A 17862-nucleotide genomic window follows, 5' to 3' on the forward strand; every position below is an offset into this window, starting at 1 on the left:
CATCAGTTATTCGGACCCTTGTCGCATCAGGAGTTTGTCGGCCGGGACGTGCTCGTCCAACGCCTCGACCAGCCCCGACTCGCGTCCACCCATCACCAGCACCACGTCGTGCTCGCCGAGTTGAGCGTCCAGTATCTCCATCGCCTGCTCCGTTGCCGACACCAGGACCGCTTCGGAGCCCCACGATCCTTCCATGACCGCACCCTGGTGTAGGCCGTGCATGGCCCGGGATGTCCCCACACAGATGATCTGACCGATGTCCAGACGCACGGCCAGCCGTCCCAATTCGTCGTGGGCGACAACCCAGGACGTCATCGCCGCTCGATTGTCGGGGTCGAAGTCGGCAGGTTTGTCGAGTTCGCCCAGCACGGCCCAGCTGCGCCGACCGGGTGCCGCATGCACGGCATCGGCGAGCTGTCGCAATCCCGCCCGCACGCTTGCGGTGTCAAAGGCACCTGATGTCATGACCCACCTCCCGGAGGTGCATCCGGCCGGATGACGAGGTCGTCGATGGCCTCGGCCAACACCTGCCGGTCGTCGAACGGGTACTTGACGCCATCGATCTCCTGCCCCGCCTCATGACCTTTGCCCGCGATCAGAACCACGTCGCCCGGTTCGGCCCAGGCCACCGCAAAGCGAATTGCCTCACGCCGGTCCCCTATGTCGCGCACCGGCGCGGCGCCCGGCGGCCGTTCGGCGTCTGCCACTTCATGAGCCCCCGCCAGCACCTGGGCGCGGATGTCGTCGGGACGTTCTGTGCGCGGATTGTCGTCTGTGATGACAACGAGTTCGGCGCCACGAACCGCAGCTGCGCCCATCAACGGCCGTTTCCCGGTGTCCCGGTCACCGCCTGCCCCGACCACGACGGCCAGCCGCCCGTCGATCTGGCTCCGCAAGGTGGCGATCACCGCCTCGAGCGCCGCGGGCTTGTGGGCGTAGTCCACGACGGCCAGAAACGCCTGGCCACGATCCACCTTCTCCACCCGCCCGGGCACCGAGACTCCGGCGATGGCGTCGATCACCGTCCGGACCGAGATGCCGATGTGGTCGCAGACAGCCAGCGCGGTCAACGCGTTGGCGACGTTGTAGCGCCCAGGCATCGGGACCGTCATGGAATAGGTATCGCCGGACGGACCGGTGACGGTGACGCTCTGGCTGCCGTCGGCGGCGACCTGTGAGTCGGACGCATGCCAGTCGGCCGCGACACCGGTGGTCGACAGGGTGATCGCGTCAGGCCCGGCAACGCCGGCCATCTCTCTGCCCCACTCGTCGTCGACACACACCACCGACCGCAGGGCGCGCACCGGTGAATCAGGCTGGAAAAGCAGAGATTTCGCGTTGAAGTAGTCTCGCATCGTCGGATGGAAGTCCAGATGATCCTGCGACAAGTTGGTGAACGCGCCCACAGCGAAGGCACAGCCGTCGACGCGGCCGAGTGCCAGCGCGTGGCTGGACACCTCCATCACCACCGAGTGCACCCCCTGCTCCACCATCGCGGCGAGAAGGCCCTGCAGTTCCGGTGCTTCCGGGGTCGTCAGGGCACTCGGCTGGCGGATGCCCGCGATCCTCGTCTCGACCGTTCCGATCAATCCCACCGACTGCCCGGACGCCATCAACGCTGCTTCCGTCAGATAGCTGGTGGTGGTTTTGCCAGAGGTCCCGGTGATCCCGATGACGGTCAGACGCCGCGACGGTTGCCCGTAGATCCGGGAACTCAGATCGCCGAGAACCTGCCGCGGATCGGGGTGTACCAGCACAACACAGTCCAGCGGGCCGTCGAGACCCTGGATGATCGCGCTGCCCGCCGGATCGGTGAGCACAGCGGTGGCGCCGGCCGCCAGCGCATCTGCGGCGAACTGGGCGCCATGGAAGCGGTTGCCGGGCAACGCCGCGAACAGATCTCCACGACGCACATCCTGGGCACGCAGGGTGACCCCGGTGACCGGCGTCCGTTCGTCGACCGAACCGATCAGATCCATCCGTGCGTGGCAGGCGGCGGACAGCACCGACACTTCGGTCGGGGCGACCACGGCAGGGCGCAGCACCGAGTCATCGGAAGAAGACATTCGATCAACATACCGCCGACGGGTCACTCGGCTCGCAGCACCAGCGGCGGCGTCGGCTGCGCCGACATCGGCACCTGCTCGCGCTGCAGCATCCAGGACGCAATGCTCTGGAACAGCGGAGCAGCACTCTGGCCGCCGGTGCCGTCACTGCTGCGGGAGGGGGCGTCGAGCATGATCCCGATGACGTACCGGGGGTTGTCGGCCGGGGCTATGCCGGCGAACGTGATGTTGTAGCTCGACTGCGAGTAGCAACCGCAATCGGGGTCGACCTGTTGGGCGGTACCCGTCTTCCCGCTGATCTGATAGCCCGGCACCTCGGCTTTGGCGCCGGTACCCATCTGAACGCCCATCGGGTCGTTCTGGATGGTCGCGCGGAACATGTCCCGCACCGTCCGAGCCGTTTGCGGGCTCACCACCTGCACACCCTCGGGCGCCGGCAGCTGTCCGTCCTGGCCTGTCCCCTCGATCGACTTGATGATGCGGGGCGGAATGCGCAGACCGTCGTTGGCGATCGCCTGGTACATCGCCGTCATCTGCAGCAAGGTCATCGTGAGGCCTTGTCCGATGGGCAGATTGGCGAAAGTGCCTCCCGACCACTGGGACCGTGCCGGCACCACGCCGGCACTTTCGGCGGGGAGCCCGACGTCTGATCGCTGACCGAGGCCGAATCGCTTGACCATGTCGGCGAATCGGTCCTCACCCACCTCATCGGCGAGCATGAGTGTTCCGACGTTCGACGACTTACCGAAGATTCCCGTGGTGGTGTAGGGCTCGACACCGTGCGCCCAGGCGTCCTTCACCGTGACATCGGCCATGTCGATACTGCCCGGCACCTGATGCACCTCGGTCGGGTTGGTGATCCCGTATTCGATCGCGGCAGCCGCCGTGACGATCTTGTTCACCGACCCCGGTTCGAAGGGCGACGTGATCGGCAGGTCGCCGAGTTGCGCGCTCTCCTGCTCGTCGAGAGGCTTGGCAGGGTTGAAGGTGCCGTCGTTCGCCATCGCGAGGACCTCGCCCGTCTTCGCGTCGAGCACCACAGCCGACGCGTTCTTGGCCTTGGACAGCTTCTTGGCCTTCTCGACCTCGTTCTGGACGTACCACTGGATGTCGGAGTCGATGGTGAGTTCGACGGTGCCGCCGTCGACCGATGGATGCAGGTTCCTCGAGCTGCCGGGAATCACTGCGCCATCGGAGCCGCGATCGTAGGTTCGCGATCCATCGGTGCCCGAGAGGATCGAATCCATGGACGACTCCAGCCCGATGAGACCGTTGCCGTCGAAGTCGACGTCGCCGACGATGTTCGCGGCCAGTGACCCACCCGGGTAGAGGCGCACGTCCTGTCGCTCGGACCCCACCTCCGGGAACTCGTCGATGATCTTGCCTGCCGCCTCGGGGCTGATGGCCCGCGCGAGATACACAAAGTTCTCGTTGCTGCGCAACAGCTCTTTGATCGAATCCTGGTCGTACTCACTACCCAGTTCCGCGCTGATGCCCGCCGCGATCTGGTCGATGCGTTCGTCGACGCCGGGCAGGCTCGGGTTCTTCTTGTTCGCCTCTTCGATCTCCTTGCGGACCTTCACAGGCTGAAAGGTCAAGGCACGGGCGTCATCGGTGTACGCGATCGCCTTCCCGTTGCGGTCCTCGATCGCGCCGCGCTTGGCTGGGAGCACCTCGGTGACGGCTCGCTGACTCGCCGCCTCCGCGGACAACCCCGAGGCATCCACGACCTGGAGCATCACCATCTTGATCGCGACCACCGCCACGATCAGGACGATCACCAAGCTGGCGAGGCGATGCCGCACCAAGAATTGGCGCCCGGCCCGAAGTGCCTGTTGATTCGAATGCTGGGAACCACCGATCGGGAAGCCGGACCGAGTTGCCGCCGACCGTCCCGCCGCCACATTGTCGCCCTCGCGGGCACCGGCTCCACTCTTGCCTTGCCGACCCCGGGGCCGCCGCGCCGCGCCGGCGCGGTCTCGACCGGTGGCCCGCTGGCGGGCGCGCCGATCGTGATCGCGTGTGGGGCGCGTCATCGCGGGCATCCGGGGCCACGACGCCCGTCGGGGGTGGCGTTCGTCGCTCGGGAGCACGTCATGGTTGTCAATTCTCTGCTCCGCTAACGGGTTTGCCCCGAATTGAGCCCGGCGCGCCGCCGGTTGGGGGAAGAACGTTGGTGAATCCGGGTGTGGTGGCCGGATTTGCCGGAGTCTGAGGCTGGGCCGGTAGGGGTCCGCTGGTCGACTCCTCCGGCAACGCACCGTTCACCGGGGCACCCTGCTCGACCGGAGCGCCTTGCTGAATCGGGGTTCCTTGCTGAACCGGGGTACCCTGCTGGCCCGGTATCGGGGCAGGTGACGTCGGCGATGGATCCGAGTTCGCCGGGGAGGTCGAACGCGGAGTGTCGTTGAGCGAGGGCGCTTTTGGTCCATCAGCCGGTGTGATGTCACCGACAACCGTTGATCTGCCGTCGGTGCCGACGACCAGGCGCGGTACATCCGTCACGGGGATCATCCCGAGACGCCCTGCCTTGTCCGACAATTCGGGCGCGGAATCGCCTGACTCGTAGGTCTTGACGAGTGCGTTGAGACGGTCCGACAGCTGCTCGTTCTGTTCCCTCGCCACACCGAGTTGATACGAGTCCTGAGCCGATTTTGTCGACAGCCACAAGGTGAGGGCCAGACCCGCCAACAGCAATCCGACCACCACCACCGCAAAGGGGATCCGCCGTGCGGCACTGATCGGTGACGTGACGAGGCGAGCGACAAGATTCGAATCTCGTTCGTTCGCAACGGTTTCACCCGTCGCCCGCAAGGCGTCGCGTCGGTCACGCGACCGCACTGGCGCATTCGGCTCGCGCACAAGGCGTTTGCGTCGACGCTCGAGGGCCCTTTGCGCGGCCGCCGAACGCTGCCGGGTACCGGACTCGGCCGTGCGACGACTCCGGGCACCGGGCTGATCATCGACTACGGTCACGGATTCCTCCTGGCGATTCGTTCGACTGCACGTACCCGCACCGAGGCCGAGCGTGGATTCTGTTCGATCTCGGCATCCGAGGCACGCTCTGCTCCGCGCGTGATGAGCTCGAATTCGGGTGCGGTACCGGGCAAATCGACGGGCAGCCCGCGCGGCGACGTCGATGTGGTTCTGGCGACGAACTCACGTTTGACGATCTTGTCCTCGAGTGACTGGTAGGACATGATGGCCAGCCGGCCTCCGACGGCCAAGTTGTCCAAGGCGGCAGGCAGCGCATTGCGTAGCGACGTCAACTCGCTGTTGACCTCGATCCGCAATGCCTGGAATGTGCGTTTGGCGGGGTGTCCACCGGTTCTGCGCGTTGCTGCCGGGATGGCGCGGTACAGCAGTTCGACGAGCCGTCCGCTTGTCGTGAACGGCTCAGTTTCCCGCTCGCGCACGATGGCCGAGGCGATCTTGCCTGCAAACCGTTCATCGCCGAATTCGGAGAGTACGCGCGCGATCTCCCCGTGTGAGTACGTGTTGAGCACATCGGCGGCGGTGAGGTCGTCGGACGGGTTCATCCGCATGTCCAAGGGCGCGTCAACCGAGTAGGCGAACCCACGTTCGGGTTGATCGAGCTGCATGGAGGAGACACCGAGATCGAACAATCCCGCGTCGTACGATTCGGCACCCGCCTGCCGGAGCGCTTCGGCAACGGCGTCGTAGCGCTCGTGAACAAAAGTGATGCGGTCACCGAACGCCGACAGTCTGTCTCGGGCGAGTTCGAGAGCATTCTCGTCTCGATCGATCCCGATGATCGCAACACCGGGAAAGGTCTCGGCCACGAGTTCGGTGTGGCCACCGGCTCCGAGGGTGCCGTCCAGATAGGTCGCGCCTGTGCCGTCGTCGTGATGACGGGTGAGTGCGGGAGTGAGGAGTTCGACCATTCGCGTCGCCATGACCGGGACATGCCCGAATCGGCCCTCGACGTGATCCACGGTACTGCTGCCCTTCGTGCGGTGTGGGTACCGGAAGGACCGGCACCGCGGCGTCGATGGAATGCCGAACTCCGCGTAGAGCCGAAGCTCGAGTGGCGGGTGGATCCTGGTCCCTGCCCGATCGGCGAACCTGGCGCTGGGGAAGTGCGTCAGGGTCGGATCGGGCAGAGGCCTCGATGCACCCACGTGAGTTCTCTTCTGGTCCCGGCCTACAGAACCGTGTCCAGAGCGTCGAACCCAACGCTCGAATAGTTCTCCTCGTGCTCGTCCTGGTAGTCGCGCCAGGTCTGCGCGTCCCAGATCTCCAAGTGGCTCATGTTGCCGATCACCACACATTCTTTGGCCAACCCCGCATATCTGCGGTGGTCGACCGACAGGGTTATCCGGCCCTGCCCGTCGGGGCGTTGCTCATCGGTCGCCGAACTGAGTTGCCGCTGGAAGGCCCGGGCAGCGGGATCGTTCTTCGAGGCGGCCAGAACTCGTTTGGCCAACTCGTAGAAGTCATCTCGCAGGTACACGGCAAGGCTGCGGTCTTGACCTTTTGTGATCATCACGCCTCCTGCCAGTACGTCTCGGAACTTCGCGGGCAACGTGAGCCGCCCCTTGTCATCGAGCTTGGGCGTGTAGGTGCCGAGGAACATAGCGTCAGCCATGTCGACACCTCCAGCCCGAGGTCAGTGGGAAAGTCCGGTTCTCTCCCACCAACGATCACCACTGTACCCCACAACACTCCACTTTCCACCCCAAAGTCCGCGCCTAACCCGACTGCTCGCCTAAAACTGCAGGTAAAAACCAGATCAACGGTGGGGCATGAAACCTGCCATGGCGTGTCAGCGCCGGTTGACCAGCTCTAGAGCGCGACACAGGTGCCCCTCCAGTCACAACTGCAGGAGAAACCGGCCATGGTGGGAGAAAGTGGGGAACGGGGTGGAGAGTGGGCGCTCAGCCCTTTTGGACAAACAAAAACCGCGTATCGCTGATGCGATACGCGGTTTGAGAGGTCTGTCGAGGGGCTTGCGGCCTACTCCTCTTCGAACCGACGATTGAAACGCTCTTCCATCCGCTCGGAGAACTTCCTCCCCCGTTGCTCACGTCCGGACGAGCCACCACGTGGCGACTGGGGTCCTGAAGCAGCATCCCGAGTCGGAGTTGATCCGGCACGCGATCCCCAGAGAGCCAACAGTCCGGCACCGAACATCACGAGGAAGCCGATCAGACTGATGATGGGGAACCCGCCGAGTCGAACCTCGACGACAACTCCGCCGATCAGCAGGAACAAGCCCACCAGGAACAACACAGAGGCCTGTAGACGACGCCGAGCAGTGGAACCGCCGAAGCGACGCGACCGTACGTTCGAAGCAAACTTTGGGTCTTCGGCGTACAGAGCGTTTTCGATCTGTTCGAGCATGCGCTGCTCGTGCTCTGAGAGTGGCACCCGCCCCTCCTTCAGCACATGGTTTCGGTAGGGCTCACGGGGAGGCAGATTCCGGTTGCCCGAGTCCACTGTGGTGGGCTCACCTGAAATGATACGAGGTGTTGGGATTCTCGACCACCATTCCCTGGCACGAGTTGGTGAAGAAGGCTCTGAACGGCCGAAATTTGCGACATCAAGCCGCTCCCGCCGGCAATTTGACGACTTTCCTTGCTCGCGACGCACGATTTCCATCTCGACAACGTGGAGGAACTCGTCGACACGGACGCGCAGCTCGTCGATCTGGGCCGAATCGACGGCCCGGATGCCGGCTTCAGCGTCAGCGCGCAGCCGCGACAGACCCGCGAAGTAGGTTGCCCAACCGGCCATCTCCGGGAGGGCATGCGGCAGACGGGACCAGGCGCTGCGTGAGCCGCGACGACGGGTGGGCCGTTCGGCCACGGCGAGCGCGGCGCCGGCGCCCCGGAGAGCGGCTTGATAGAGGGCACTGAACTCGTCGGTGGGATCTGTGACGATGTCGGACTCGCGCAGCCGAACCTCGGCGCGCTCCAGGAGATCGCGTGCCGCGATGATCTGCGACGGCTCGAGCTTCGACGCTTCGGACGTCCGGTTGCGAGCTGCGCCACGTGAACGCTGGGCGGTTGTCGGCGACATCTGCTCTACTCCCTTCTCCCGGAGGTGAACTGTGGAGGGTTCGGTCCGATGGCCCACGCTTCCCTCGTCGACCATCGGACCGTCCTCACGTCGTGCGGGCAACGATGCGGCGTAGCCTTTGCGGAGGTTGAAGCCTCGAACACCCGTTCGACATATTCAATATACCTACGACGGTGTGAACCCTCAAGCGAAGAAGGCGGAAACTTCAGTGGCCATCCGGCTCGTGGACCTCGCGGCCCAAGATGCTCGGACGTGGCTCCCCGACGCCCTGACGGTGTATGTCACGGCGATGAACTATCCCCCCGGCACCGAGATGCAGCGTTCTCCGCTGTGGGAAGACCACGTGCACCGGCCCGGGTGGAAAGCGGTCGCTGCCGTCGACTCACCCGAACGTGCCGGAGCCCGCGACAGGTTGGTCGGCATCGCATACGGATACCGCGGTGCACGAGACCAATGGTGGAACCAGCAGGTACGTTCGGGGCTGGCCCGGGCCGGTTGCAGTCCAGAACGGATCGAAGCGATCACCGGCGACTATTTCGAACTGACCGAATTGCACGTCCATCCGTCTGCCCAAGGGCGGCAGCTGGGAGAAGCCATGTTGTCCCGACTCCTGTCCGACCGGCCGGAACCCCAGGTCCTGCTGTCCACCCCGGAGGTGACCGAGGAGAACAACCGCGCGTGGCGGCTCTACCGACGCCTCGGGTTCGTGGACGTGTTGCGCAGCTTCACCTTTTCGGGAGATCCCAGGCCGTTCGCGGTACTCGGCCGAACCCTCCCCCTCGGCCGATGACCGCCGGCATGATCGACACGGTCGTCATCGGCGCCGGACACAACGGACTGATCGCGGCGTGCTACCTGGCCGCGGCCGGACAGCGGGTCGTGGTGCTCGAACGCGACAGTGTGCCCGGGGGTGCGGTGTCCACCGTGGAGCGATTCCCCGGCTACAAGGTCGACCGCGGGTCGTCGGCACACCTGATGATCCGCCACACGCCGATCATCGACGAGCTGGGTTTGGCCGACCACGGACTGCGCTACGTCGACTGCGATCCGTGGGCGTTCTCCCCCGGGACCGCGGACGGGCCGCCGATCGTCTTCCACCAGAGTCTCGACCGGACGTGCGCGTCGATCGAGGCGGCGTGCGGAGCGGCTGACGCCGATGCCTACCGGCGCTTCGTGGCCGTGTGGGGGCCCAGGTCGGACGCGATGATGTCGGCGTTCACCTCCTCGCCTTCTCCGATGGCCTTGGGTCGGGCCTTCTGGGGACTGACCGGCCGGATACCGGGCGGAGGCGGAACAGCCGGCATCGGCCTGTCCCAGGAATTCCTGATGTCCGGGAATGCGTTGCTGGACAACTGGTTCGAATCCGAGCACCTCAAGGCCGCGCTGGCTTGGTTCGGGGCACAATCCGGGCCTCCGATGAACGAGCCCGGAAGTGCACCGATGGTCGGCTTCTGCGCTGCGATGCACACCATTCCGCCCGGCCGGGCCATCGGTGGCAGCGGGGCACTGAGCGAGTCACTTCTGCGCAAACTCGACTCCGATGGCGGCCAGGTGTTCCTGTCCGCTGCCGCAACGGCTCTGGAGCCCCGCGGCGACGGCTGGCTGGTCCGCAGCGCCGACGGCGGCGAGCACCGCACCAGATCCGTGGTGAGCGCCTGCCACGTACTGACCACGCTGGAGTTGTTGCGGGCCGGCGGTTTCGACCGCACAGCGCTGGATCGCTGGCGATCGCAGATCCGGATCGGCAACGGTATCGGGATGGCCGTGCGGCTCGGCGGCACGGACGTACCGGCCTACCCGGGCCTGCCTGCGGACACCGACGTGCATGCCGCGCTCGGCCTGCTGGTCACCGACCGGGGGCATCTCGCGCGGGCGTACGCGGACGCCTCCGCCGGCGATCTCCCCACGCGCCCGGCCCTCATCGCGATGAGTTACTCCGCGATCGACCCCACGCTGGCACCACCGGGACGCCACATGACCAGCCTCTGGGCACAGTGGCACCCCTACCGGTTGTCGGGTGGGCGTAACTGGGCCGACCACGCCGACGAGGCCTCCGACGCGATCATCGCCGAATTGGAACGCCACGCACCGGGTTTCACCGACTCGATCGAGCATGTCCATGTCCAGACACCCGCAGATCTCGAGTCCGAGCTCGGCCTGACCGGCGGCAACATCATGCACGTCGAGATGTCGCTCGACCAGATGATGATCTGGCGCCCCCATCCCGAATTGGCCCGTCACCGGGTACCCGGTGCGGCCGGAATCTTCCTTGCAGGCGCCTCGACCCATCCGGGCGGCGGTGTCTGCGGCGCAAGCGGCAGGATCGCGGCATCTGCCGTACTCGTCGATCGACGGTCGCCCCTCGCGAGGATCACTCGCGGCCGATGGGGATGACCTCCGGCGACGACACCCCGAAGCGGGCGTCGACTCCGGGCGCCGCACTGCTGTGGCTGTCCACCGCATTGCTGGCCACATCCATAGCCGCCCAGATCGTCTACCCCCTGGTGGAGGGCACCGGCCGCGACCGCGCGACCGTGGTGGTGGTGTTGGCCTCCGCGGCAGCCATGATCGCCCATTCGGCCGCCCGGCTGGGGGCACTGCGCACCGTGGGTGTGTTCGCGGCCACCGCCGGTGTCGGCTGGACGGCCGAGATCCTCGGCACCGCAACATCGTTCCCGTTCGGGGCGTACGAGTACGCAACCGGGCGCATCGGCCCGTCCGTTCTCGACGTACCGATTGTCATCGGCCTGGCCTGGACGGCCGGCGGCTACTGCATGTGGTGGATCAGCTCGCTGGTGACGTCGAACCCGGCGTTGCGGATTCCACTCGCGACCGTCGGGATGGTGGGCTGGGACCTCTATCTCGATCCTCAGATGGTCAGTGCCGGCTTGTGGACGTGGGATGACCGCGACAGCGGGCTACCCGGAGTCGACCAGATCCCACTGACCAACTATGCGGGTTGGGCGGGCGTGGCGGCGCTGATGTTCATACTGCTAGCCACACTCGATCGCGAACCCGTCGACACCACGCCGCCGGCCCCCATCACCCCGGTCGGTTGGTTCTGCTGGACCTGGCTCGGTTCGGCCCTGGCCTTTCTGGTGTTCCTCGATGATCCGGACCTGCCACCTGCGGTGCCCTACGGATTGATCGTGATGGGAGTACTCGGTGTGCCTGCCGGGTCGGCTCTGTGGCAGCGGACGCGAAACCGTTCGCGGGACACGCTGTGAGTGCAAATGGCGCACCGGTGCCCAGATGCACCGGCCTGATGGAAAGATGATCGCGTGCCTGTGATCCAAACCCGCCCCCGTGGTCGCCGTACCGGCGGCCTCACGCTGGTCATGCTGCTGATGGCCCTCGTCGGGGCCCCACTCCTGGCGGCGTGTTCGGACTCCCCCGCCCAGTTCGGCGACCGCATGTGGGGCGCTCTTGTGCTCGCGGAGAAGGATGTCGGCCAGGAGAAGGGCCCTCAGATCGACGTGCCCCAGTCACTGGAGACCGTGGTCAGCGCGACCGAATTCAAACGCGACGGACTGATCGGCACCCGCGCCACATTCACCGAGGCGACTCTGGGCCAGTTCACCCAGCTGGGTGAACTGGTCGAAGATGCGTATCCCGACGCAGCCGTGGCCATGGACCTGCAGGCGCAGCGTCGCGGCGACGCGGTCACGTTCCGCGGTACCGCCGACCTGCTGGGTCTGGCGCCCGGCCGGGACTATGTCGAGTTCTCGGTCCAGTTCGCCGGTCCGGTCAGCGCCACCAACGGACAGCAGGATGGCGACGACGCGGTGTCGTGGAAGCCGGAGATCGGCAAGGCCTCTCCGATGACCGCGGAAGCGCGCTACGACGAACCCGGAACGGCGGCCTTCACCGGCTGGACCGGCCTGATGGCCGGCATCGCCCTGGCGGTGACCGTTCTCGTCGTCGCCCTGGCCTGGGTCAACCGGGACCAGTCCCCCCGTCCAGGTGCCCCGGCCAGGAGACCACGCGACAAACAGGGATCATCCCGCTGATCGGCAACCTCGCGGCGGCGGTGTCCATCGTCAATCTTGCTCTGACAGTGGTGAACACCCGACGGTTCACCGATCTCGCAGACGACGCCGACCCGGTCGTCGGGGTGGTGTGGGTGTGTGTGCCGGCACGCGACGAGGCCGAGCGGATCGCCGACCTGGTGGATGACCTGAAAGTCCAGCACGGAATGCCGGACCTGCGCGTCCTGATCTGTGATGACGATTCCACCGACGGCACCGCGGAGGTCGCCGTCGCAGCAGCGGCCGGGGATCCGCGTTTCACGGTGGTCCGCAATCAGCAGCCGCCACCGGCCGGATGGACCGGCAAGAACCATGCCCTGGATCTCCTGACCGCCCAGATCACCGACGGAACCCTGGTGTTCGTGGATGCCGACGTGCGTCTGGGCCGTACCGCATTGCACCGCGCGATCGGCACACTGGTCAGGTCGGGCGGCGGGCTGCTCACCGTGTGGCCGTCGCAGCAGGCCGGATCCCTGCTCGAGTACCTGGTTCAGCCCCTGCTCAGCTGGTCCTGGCTCAGCTCGGTGCCATTGGCGATCTCCGAGCGTCTGCTACCCCGGTCGATGGCCGTGGCAAACGGGCAGTTCCTGGTGACGTCGCTGGATGACTACCGCCGCGCCGGCGGCCACAGCGCGGTTCGCGCCGACATCACCGAGGATCTCGCGTTGGCCCGCCGCTACCGCTCCGCCGGGATGTCGTCGGCGATACGCAGCGGTCGTGGGGTCGTCTGGTGCCGGATGTACGACGGTGCGGCAGACACCTGGGGCGGATACCGGCGGTGGCTGAGCACCGAGTTCGGAAGCCCTGCAGGCGCGAGCATCGTCGCCATGGTCGCTGGTGCCGTCTATGTACTGCCGGTGGTGGACCTGGTCCGGGGGCGACGACGGTCCCGTGCGTTGCTGTCGCTGGCTGCGGCGTCTGCGTCCCGAATGGTCGCTCGACACGCCGAAACCGGAGCGCTCGGCCCGGTCGACATCGTCTCGGCCATCGCACATCCGGTATCCACCGCACTGGCCGTCGCAGCGGTGGGCGACTCACTGCGGGCCCGCCGGCGCGGCACACTCGACTGGAAAGGTCGCGGTCTCACGCCACGCTGATCGACGGACGAGCCGGTCGGACTGTCAGGCAGCCATCACGTTCATACCGAGGCGCTCGAGCACCTCGCTGGTGGCCTTGGCGAAGTTGAGACTGCAGAAGTGCAGGCAAGGCACGCCCTCATCGATCAACCGCTGGGCCATCTCCGTGGCGAGGTCGATCCCGACGGCCCGCACAGCTTCACGGTTCTCCTCCGAACCGTCGCCCGCAGCCGCGGCGAGCCTCCGGTCGACGGCCTCGGGCAGCACCGATCCCGACAGCTCGACCATCCGCCGCACCGACGCCAGTGACGTGATCGGCATGATCCCGGGAATCAGCGGCTTGGCACCCTGTTCGGGGTCCATGGCGGTGACCCGGTCGCGCAGCCGCAGGAAGTCATCGACGTCGAAGAACATCTGCGTGATCGAATACTGGGCTCCGGCGCGGAGTTTCGACACCAGATATTTGGTGTCGTGGTCGAGGTCCGGCGCCCGGTGATGGCCTTCCGGGAACGACGCGACACCGACGTTGAAGTCGCCGAGTTCCTGCACGAGCCGCACCAGTTGCTCGGCGTACTCGACGCCCTCCGGATGCTTGACCCACTCGCCGAGCGGATCGCCCGGGGGTCACCGCGCAACGCGAGGATGTTGGTGATGCCCTTGTCCGCGTACCCGCCGATCATCGCCCGCAGTTCGGCGACGCTGTGCCCGACCGCGGTCAGGTGCGCCACCGGCAGCAATGTGGTCTCCCGGGCGAGCTGACCGGTGATACGCAACGTGCGGTCGCGGGTGGACCCACCCGCCCCGTAGGTCATGGACACAAAAGCGGGGCCCATTCGTTCGAAGATCCGCACCGTACGCCACAGACGCGCCTCGGCCTGCTCATCGCGGGGCGGGTAGAACTCGACCGAAAACGGCACCGGCCCCGGATGTGGCTCGGCCAGCCGCTGCACGATCGACGGGTGGGATTGCTGCGAACTCACCTGACAAGCATACGGTCGGCGCCGTGGTCGAGACCATGTGGTGCCACAGACATGGTCAACCCGCGACAACACGACGCCTATCGCGCCACCGCTAAGGTGAAGCCGTGGCAATCGAGTTCCTGCGCGACGTCCCGATGGCGACCACCGAGTTGTTGCGGCAGGTCTTCGAAGATCGCAGGCCCACGGTGACTGCCATCTCCCCGGGTTTCGCCGAAGCGGTGGATGCGATGGAGGCTTTTGTACTGCGCGGCGGTAAACGGGTCCGGCCCACCTTTGCCTGGGCCGGCTACCGCGCCGCCGGCCCGGCCCGGACACTTCCCGACGAGATGCTGACCGTGTGCGCGGCCCTCGAGCTCGTACAGGCCTGCGCCCTGATCCACGACGACATCATCGATCGTTCCGACACCCGCCGGGGTCACCCCACCATCCACCGCCAGTTCGAAGAAGGACATCGGGCTGCCGGCTGGCTCGGCGCGGCGGACCACTACGGCGAAGGCGCGGCCATCCTGCTCGGCGATCTCGCACTCGCGTGGGCGGACGATCTCCTCGCCGGCGCCGGATTCGCCCCCGACGTGTTCGGCCAGGTCACACCAGTGTGGTCCGGGATGCGGACAGAGGTACTGGCCGGGCAGCTGCTGGACATCCGGACCGAGGCGTCGGGGGACGAATCCCCCACCGCCGCTCATCGGGTGATGCGGTTCAAGACGGCGGCGTACACCGTGGAACGGCCGTTGCAGCTCGGTGCCGTGATCGGTGGCGGCGATGACGCCCTGGTGGATGCACTGCGCTCGTTCGGCACCGACATCGGCGTGGCGTTCCAGCTTCGCGACGACCTGCTCGGGGTGTTCGGCGATCCATCGGTGACCGGTAAGCCGGCAGGCGACGACCTCCTGGCGGGCAAGCGCACCGCACTGCTGGCCGCCGCACTCGATTCCGCCGACACCAACGATCCGGTTGCCGCACAGAAGCTTCGGGACGGGATCGGGCACGACCTCGGTCCAGCGGACTTGGCGGAGATCACCGGGATAATCGAGAACAGTGGTGCAGTGCAGGCTGTGGAGCAGCAGATCGACGGTCTCGTCGACTCGGCTCTGACGACCTTGGCCGCCAGCAACGCGACCCCGGCCGCCAAATCCGAGTTGACGGACCTGGCAACGGCCATGACCCGGCGGCAGACCTGAATGGCTCGCTCTGGCACCGCACGTCCGCGCACGTCGGTGGGCGACAACATTCGTCGGCTGCGTGAGTTCGGTGCGACGGCGATCGGCGGATCCGTCCTGCTCGGTTTCGCCGGATCATTGCTCGTCACCATCGGGAGCTTCGGAGTCGGCGACATCCCGCGGAACCAGACCTCACTGCAGGATCTGGGATTGTCGTGGCTGTCGTTCGGACACGGGAAAACACTGGCGGGGATGTCGTTCTGGCTGGGTGTGGCAGTGATGGTGGTCGCCTGGGTGCGGGTGGGCCGCACCCTCCGCGCCGCCACGCCGGCCGACGGGGCCGCACGCACTGTCGGATGGGCAGCCATCGCGTGGTCGGCGCCCCTGATGGTCGCCGTGCCGCTCTACAGCCGGGATGTGTACGCGTATCTCGCCCAGGGGGCGTTGTTACGCGACGGATTCAACCCGTATGCCGATGGACCTGCCGTACAGCCAGGGGCCCTGCTCGACTCGATGGCCCAGGTATGGGCGACCACCACAGCTCCTTATGGTCCCGCGTTCATGTCGCTCACGGGCGCGGTCACACGGGTGACCGGCGACGAACCCGTCGTGGGTGTGCTGGTCATGCGGCTCGTCCTGGTGCCCGGGCTGTTCTTGACGTTGTGGGCGCTTCCGAAGCTGGCCAGGCATTTCGGCACCGACCCCGCTCTGGCCCTCTGGCTCGCCGTCCTCAATCCTCTTGTGCTGGTGCACCTGGTGGGGGGACCGCACGTCGAGCTGCTGATGATGGGCGTCCTGATCGCCGGGGTCACGCTCGTGGTGACACGCAGACACGTTGCCGGCGTCGGCGTTCTCGCCCTCGCCATGTCGATCAAAATCACCGCCGGTGTCGCCATCCCCTTCGTGTTGTGGATCTGGTTGTCCCACATCCGCGACGAGCGTGACGTCCGTGCCAAGGACGTGGCTCGCGTTCTCGCCTGGATCATCGGGGTGTCCGCGGCCGTCTTCGGACTGCTGACGTTGCTCGTCGGCCACGGGTTCGGCTGGCTGCTGGGACTGACGTGGGCGGCAAAGATCATCAATTGGCTTACAATTCCCACCGCGGTGGCGCACCTCATCACCTTTGCCGCATCACCTTTCACCGCCTTGCCGCTGTTACCGGTGCTCGAGGTGACGCGCGCGGTGGGGTCGGTTGTCCTGGCGCTCACCCTGGTGGGTCTCTGGTTGTGGTTCCGACGAGGTGAGCGTGCCGCGGTCACCGGGATGGCGTGGGCCATGCTCGCCGTCTTGTTACTCGAACCGTCTACGCTGCCCTGGTATTACACCTGGGCGCTTGTGCTGGCTGCCGCCTTCACCATCGAGCGATGGGCGGTCGTGGCCATCGTGTTCTATTCGGTGTTCCTCCTCCAGGTGTTCGGGCCGGACGACGAGATCTTCATGTACAAGCTGACCGATGTGGTTGTCGCCGTTGCCCTCTCGGCACTTGCGGGTTGGTCGTTGATCCGCGAGGACCCCTTGCGTCTGCGCCGGGTGACCCGTGGCCCTTCCCCGGCCCCCATCAGCGGAGCGACCGCATGATCGGCGACGGGCGACTCGAACCCGCCTACGAGCACTGCCGCAAGCTCACCGCCACCCATGGCCGCAGTTACTACATTGGTACGCAACTGCTTTCGCGGCGACAACGTGCCGGGGTCTATGCGCTCTACGGCTTCGCGCGCATGGTCGACGACATCGTCGACACGGGATCGGGGCAACACCGATTGTCCGCACTCGACGCGATCGAGGCCGACCTGCACGCGGCTCTGTCCGACCCGGGACATCTCCCCCGCCGGCCCGAAGTGCTGGCCGTCGCGGACACCATCACCACTTTCGACATCGACCACCGGTACTTCGACGCGTTCATGCGCTCCATGAGGATGGACATCCCCGACAGCGACATCCACGTCGCGCGGTACCGGACGATGGCTGAACTGCGCGCCTACATGTACGGGTCGGCAAGCGTGATCGGATTGCAGATGTTGCCGATACTGGGCACGGTGGTCGACGGGGATGTCGCCATCGCGCCCGCCCGGGCGCTCGGCGACGCGTTTCAGCTGACCAACTTCATCCGGGACGCCGGCGAAGACCTCGATCGCGACCGCATCTATCTGCCGACCGACGAACTCGCGGCCTTCGGGGTGGACGAATCCATGCTGCGGCGGTGCCGACGTACAGGTCAGGTACCGGGTGAACTCCGGCGCGCCCTGGCACACCTGATAGCGGTGACACGTGCCGAATACCGTCGCGCCGAACCGGGAATCGAGATGCTGTCGCCGTCGAGCCGGCCGGGTATCCGAGCAGCATTCACCATGTACCAAGCGATCCTCGACGAGGTCGAACGTAGCGGCTACCGGGTACTCACCGAACGCGCGCGAGTGTCGACACCGGCCCGCCTCGGTCACGTCGCCCGGGCCGTGAGCACCCGGGGCCGCACGTTTAATCGGTCCTGAGCACCGGTACCCGACCGGCCC

15 protein-coding genes and 2 pseudogenes are annotated in these 17862 nt (G+C 66.3%); 8 read left to right on the forward strand and 9 right to left on the reverse strand.

Annotated elements, in window-relative coordinates; translation table 11 throughout:
• Positions 1-6: 6 nt before the first annotated feature.
• From MVA47_RS19260 to MVA47_RS19295, 8 genes and pseudogenes are all read right to left on the reverse strand, one after another.
• On the reverse strand, positions 7-465 hold the full coding sequence (locus MVA47_RS19260; RefSeq protein ID WP_247209364.1) for a UDP-N-acetylmuramoyl-tripeptide--D-alanyl-D-alanine ligase: 459 nt from the start codon (positions 463-465) through the stop codon (positions 7-9).
• The gene (locus MVA47_RS19265) at positions 462-2066 is read right to left on the reverse strand and encodes a UDP-N-acetylmuramoyl-L-alanyl-D-glutamate--2,6-diaminopimelate ligase (RefSeq protein WP_247209365.1); all 1605 of its coding nucleotides are present in this window, start codon (positions 2064-2066) and stop codon (positions 462-464) included. Before MVA47_RS19265 ends, MVA47_RS19260 begins: the two co-directional genes overlap by 4 nt.
• Before the next feature lie 23 nt (positions 2067-2089).
• Positions 2090-4102, reverse strand: a complete 2013-nt coding sequence (locus tag MVA47_RS19270) for a penicillin-binding protein 2 (RefSeq protein ID WP_247209366.1) — start codon at positions 4100-4102, stop codon at positions 2090-2092.
• A gap of 67 nt (positions 4103-4169) precedes the next feature.
• Entirely contained in the window at positions 4170-5042 is an 873-nt protein-coding gene (locus tag MVA47_RS19275; RefSeq protein WP_247209367.1) for a hypothetical protein, read from the reverse strand.
• Positions 5039-5983, reverse strand: coding sequence for a 16S rRNA (cytosine(1402)-N(4))-methyltransferase RsmH (gene rsmH, locus MVA47_RS19280; RefSeq protein WP_247210921.1), 945 nt, complete (start codon positions 5981-5983; stop codon positions 5039-5041). The genes MVA47_RS19275 and rsmH overlap by 4 nt, the downstream gene beginning before the upstream one ends.
• Positions 5984-6231: 248 nt before the next feature.
• Positions 6232-6663 (reverse strand): division/cell wall cluster transcriptional repressor MraZ, encoded by a 432-nt coding sequence (mraZ, locus tag MVA47_RS19285; RefSeq protein ID WP_023953698.1) that lies wholly within the window; start codon positions 6661-6663, stop codon positions 6232-6234.
• Positions 6664-7043: 380 nt separating this feature from the next.
• Positions 7044-7457 carry a DUF3040 domain-containing protein gene (locus MVA47_RS19290; protein ID WP_099384669.1) on the reverse strand — a complete coding sequence of 138 codons (414 nt, stop codon included), beginning with the start codon at positions 7455-7457 and terminating at the stop codon, positions 7044-7046.
• 243 nt (positions 7458-7700) lie between these two features.
• Positions 7701-8183 (reverse strand): annotated as a pseudogene (locus MVA47_RS19295) (SAV_6107 family HEPN domain-containing protein); the annotation flags it as partial.
• Positions 8184-8316: 133 nt separating this feature from the next.
• Between MVA47_RS19295 and MVA47_RS19300 the strand changes: the two are divergent.
• From MVA47_RS19300 to MVA47_RS19320, 5 genes are read left to right on the forward strand one after another with little or no spacing between them, the layout of a single operon-like run.
• Positions 8317-8898: an N-acetyltransferase gene (locus tag MVA47_RS19300; RefSeq protein WP_030171444.1), complete on the forward strand. Its 582-nt coding sequence runs from the start codon at positions 8317-8319 to the stop codon at positions 8896-8898.
• The gene (locus MVA47_RS19305) at positions 8895-10502 is read left to right on the forward strand and encodes a phytoene desaturase family protein (protein ID WP_374474269.1); all 1608 of its coding nucleotides are present in this window, start codon (positions 8895-8897) and stop codon (positions 10500-10502) included. Before MVA47_RS19300 ends, MVA47_RS19305 begins: the two co-directional genes overlap by 4 nt.
• On the forward strand, positions 10493-11335 hold the full coding sequence (locus MVA47_RS19310; RefSeq protein ID WP_247209369.1) for a carotenoid biosynthesis protein: 843 nt from the start codon (positions 10493-10495) through the stop codon (positions 11333-11335). Before MVA47_RS19305 ends, MVA47_RS19310 begins: the two co-directional genes overlap by 10 nt.
• 54 nt (positions 11336-11389) lie before the next feature.
• Positions 11390-12118 (forward strand): DUF3153 domain-containing protein, encoded by a 729-nt coding sequence (locus MVA47_RS19315; protein WP_158599261.1) that lies wholly within the window; start codon positions 11390-11392, stop codon positions 12116-12118.
• Between the two features lie 20 nt (positions 12119-12138).
• A complete protein-coding gene (locus MVA47_RS19320) occupies positions 12139-13233 on the forward strand; it encodes a glycosyltransferase family 2 protein (RefSeq protein ID WP_247209370.1) in 1095 nt (364 codons plus the stop codon).
• Positions 13234-13257: 24 nt separating this feature from the next.
• On the opposite strand, the pseudogene MVA47_RS19325 reads toward MVA47_RS19320, so the two are convergent.
• Positions 13258-14192: pseudogene (locus MVA47_RS19325) on the reverse strand (methylenetetrahydrofolate reductase).
• A gap of 104 nt (positions 14193-14296) precedes the next feature.
• On the opposite strand from MVA47_RS19325, the gene MVA47_RS19330 reads away from it, so the two are divergent.
• From MVA47_RS19330 to MVA47_RS19340, 3 genes are read left to right on the forward strand one after another with little or no spacing between them, the layout of a single operon-like run.
• Positions 14297-15373, forward strand: coding sequence for a polyprenyl synthetase family protein (locus MVA47_RS19330; RefSeq protein ID WP_374474271.1), 1077 nt, complete (start codon positions 14297-14299; stop codon positions 15371-15373).
• Positions 15374-16930, forward strand: coding sequence for an alpha-(1->6)-mannopyranosyltransferase A (locus tag MVA47_RS19335; protein ID WP_247209371.1), 1557 nt, complete (start codon positions 15374-15376; stop codon positions 16928-16930).
• Positions 16927-17841: a phytoene/squalene synthase family protein gene (locus MVA47_RS19340; protein WP_247209373.1), complete on the forward strand. Its 915-nt coding sequence runs from the start codon at positions 16927-16929 to the stop codon at positions 17839-17841. The genes MVA47_RS19335 and MVA47_RS19340 overlap by 4 nt, the downstream gene beginning before the upstream one ends.
• Positions 17842-17862: the final 21 nt, after the last annotated feature.

Origin of the sequence: Williamsia sp. DF01-3 (genome assembly GCF_023051145.1) — a bacterium.
In the GTDB taxonomy this organism is placed as follows: domain Bacteria; phylum Actinomycetota; class Actinomycetes; order Mycobacteriales; family Mycobacteriaceae; genus Williamsia.

Bases quoted from the DNA above. Each gene is read 5' to 3' on its own strand.
- MVA47_RS19260 (WP_247209364.1), bottom strand. From the start codon at position 465: ATGACATCAGGTGCCTTTGACACCGCAAGCGTGCGGGCGGGATTGCGA.
- MVA47_RS19265 (WP_247209365.1), bottom strand. From the start codon at position 2,066: ATGTCTTCTTCCGATGACTCGGTGCTGCGCCCTGCCGTGGTCGCCCCG.
- MVA47_RS19270 (WP_247209366.1), bottom strand. From the start codon at position 4,102: ATGACGCGCCCCACACGCGATCACGATCGGCGCGCCCGCCAGCGGGCC.
- rsmH (WP_247210921.1), bottom strand. From the start codon at position 5,983: ATGGCGACGCGAATGGTCGAACTCCTCACTCCCGCACTCACCCGTCAT.
- mraZ (WP_023953698.1), bottom strand. From the start codon at position 6,663: ATGTTCCTCGGCACCTACACGCCCAAGCTCGATGACAAGGGGCGGCTC.
- MVA47_RS19305 (WP_374474269.1), top strand. From the start codon at position 8,895: ATGACCGCCGGCATGATCGACACGGTCGTCATCGGCGCCGGACACAAC.
- MVA47_RS19310 (WP_247209369.1), top strand. From the start codon at position 10,493: ATGGGGATGACCTCCGGCGACGACACCCCGAAGCGGGCGTCGACTCCG.
- MVA47_RS19335 (WP_247209371.1), top strand. From the start codon at position 15,374: ATGGCTCGCTCTGGCACCGCACGTCCGCGCACGTCGGTGGGCGACAAC.
- MVA47_RS19340 (WP_247209373.1), top strand. From the start codon at position 16,927: ATGATCGGCGACGGGCGACTCGAACCCGCCTACGAGCACTGCCGCAAG.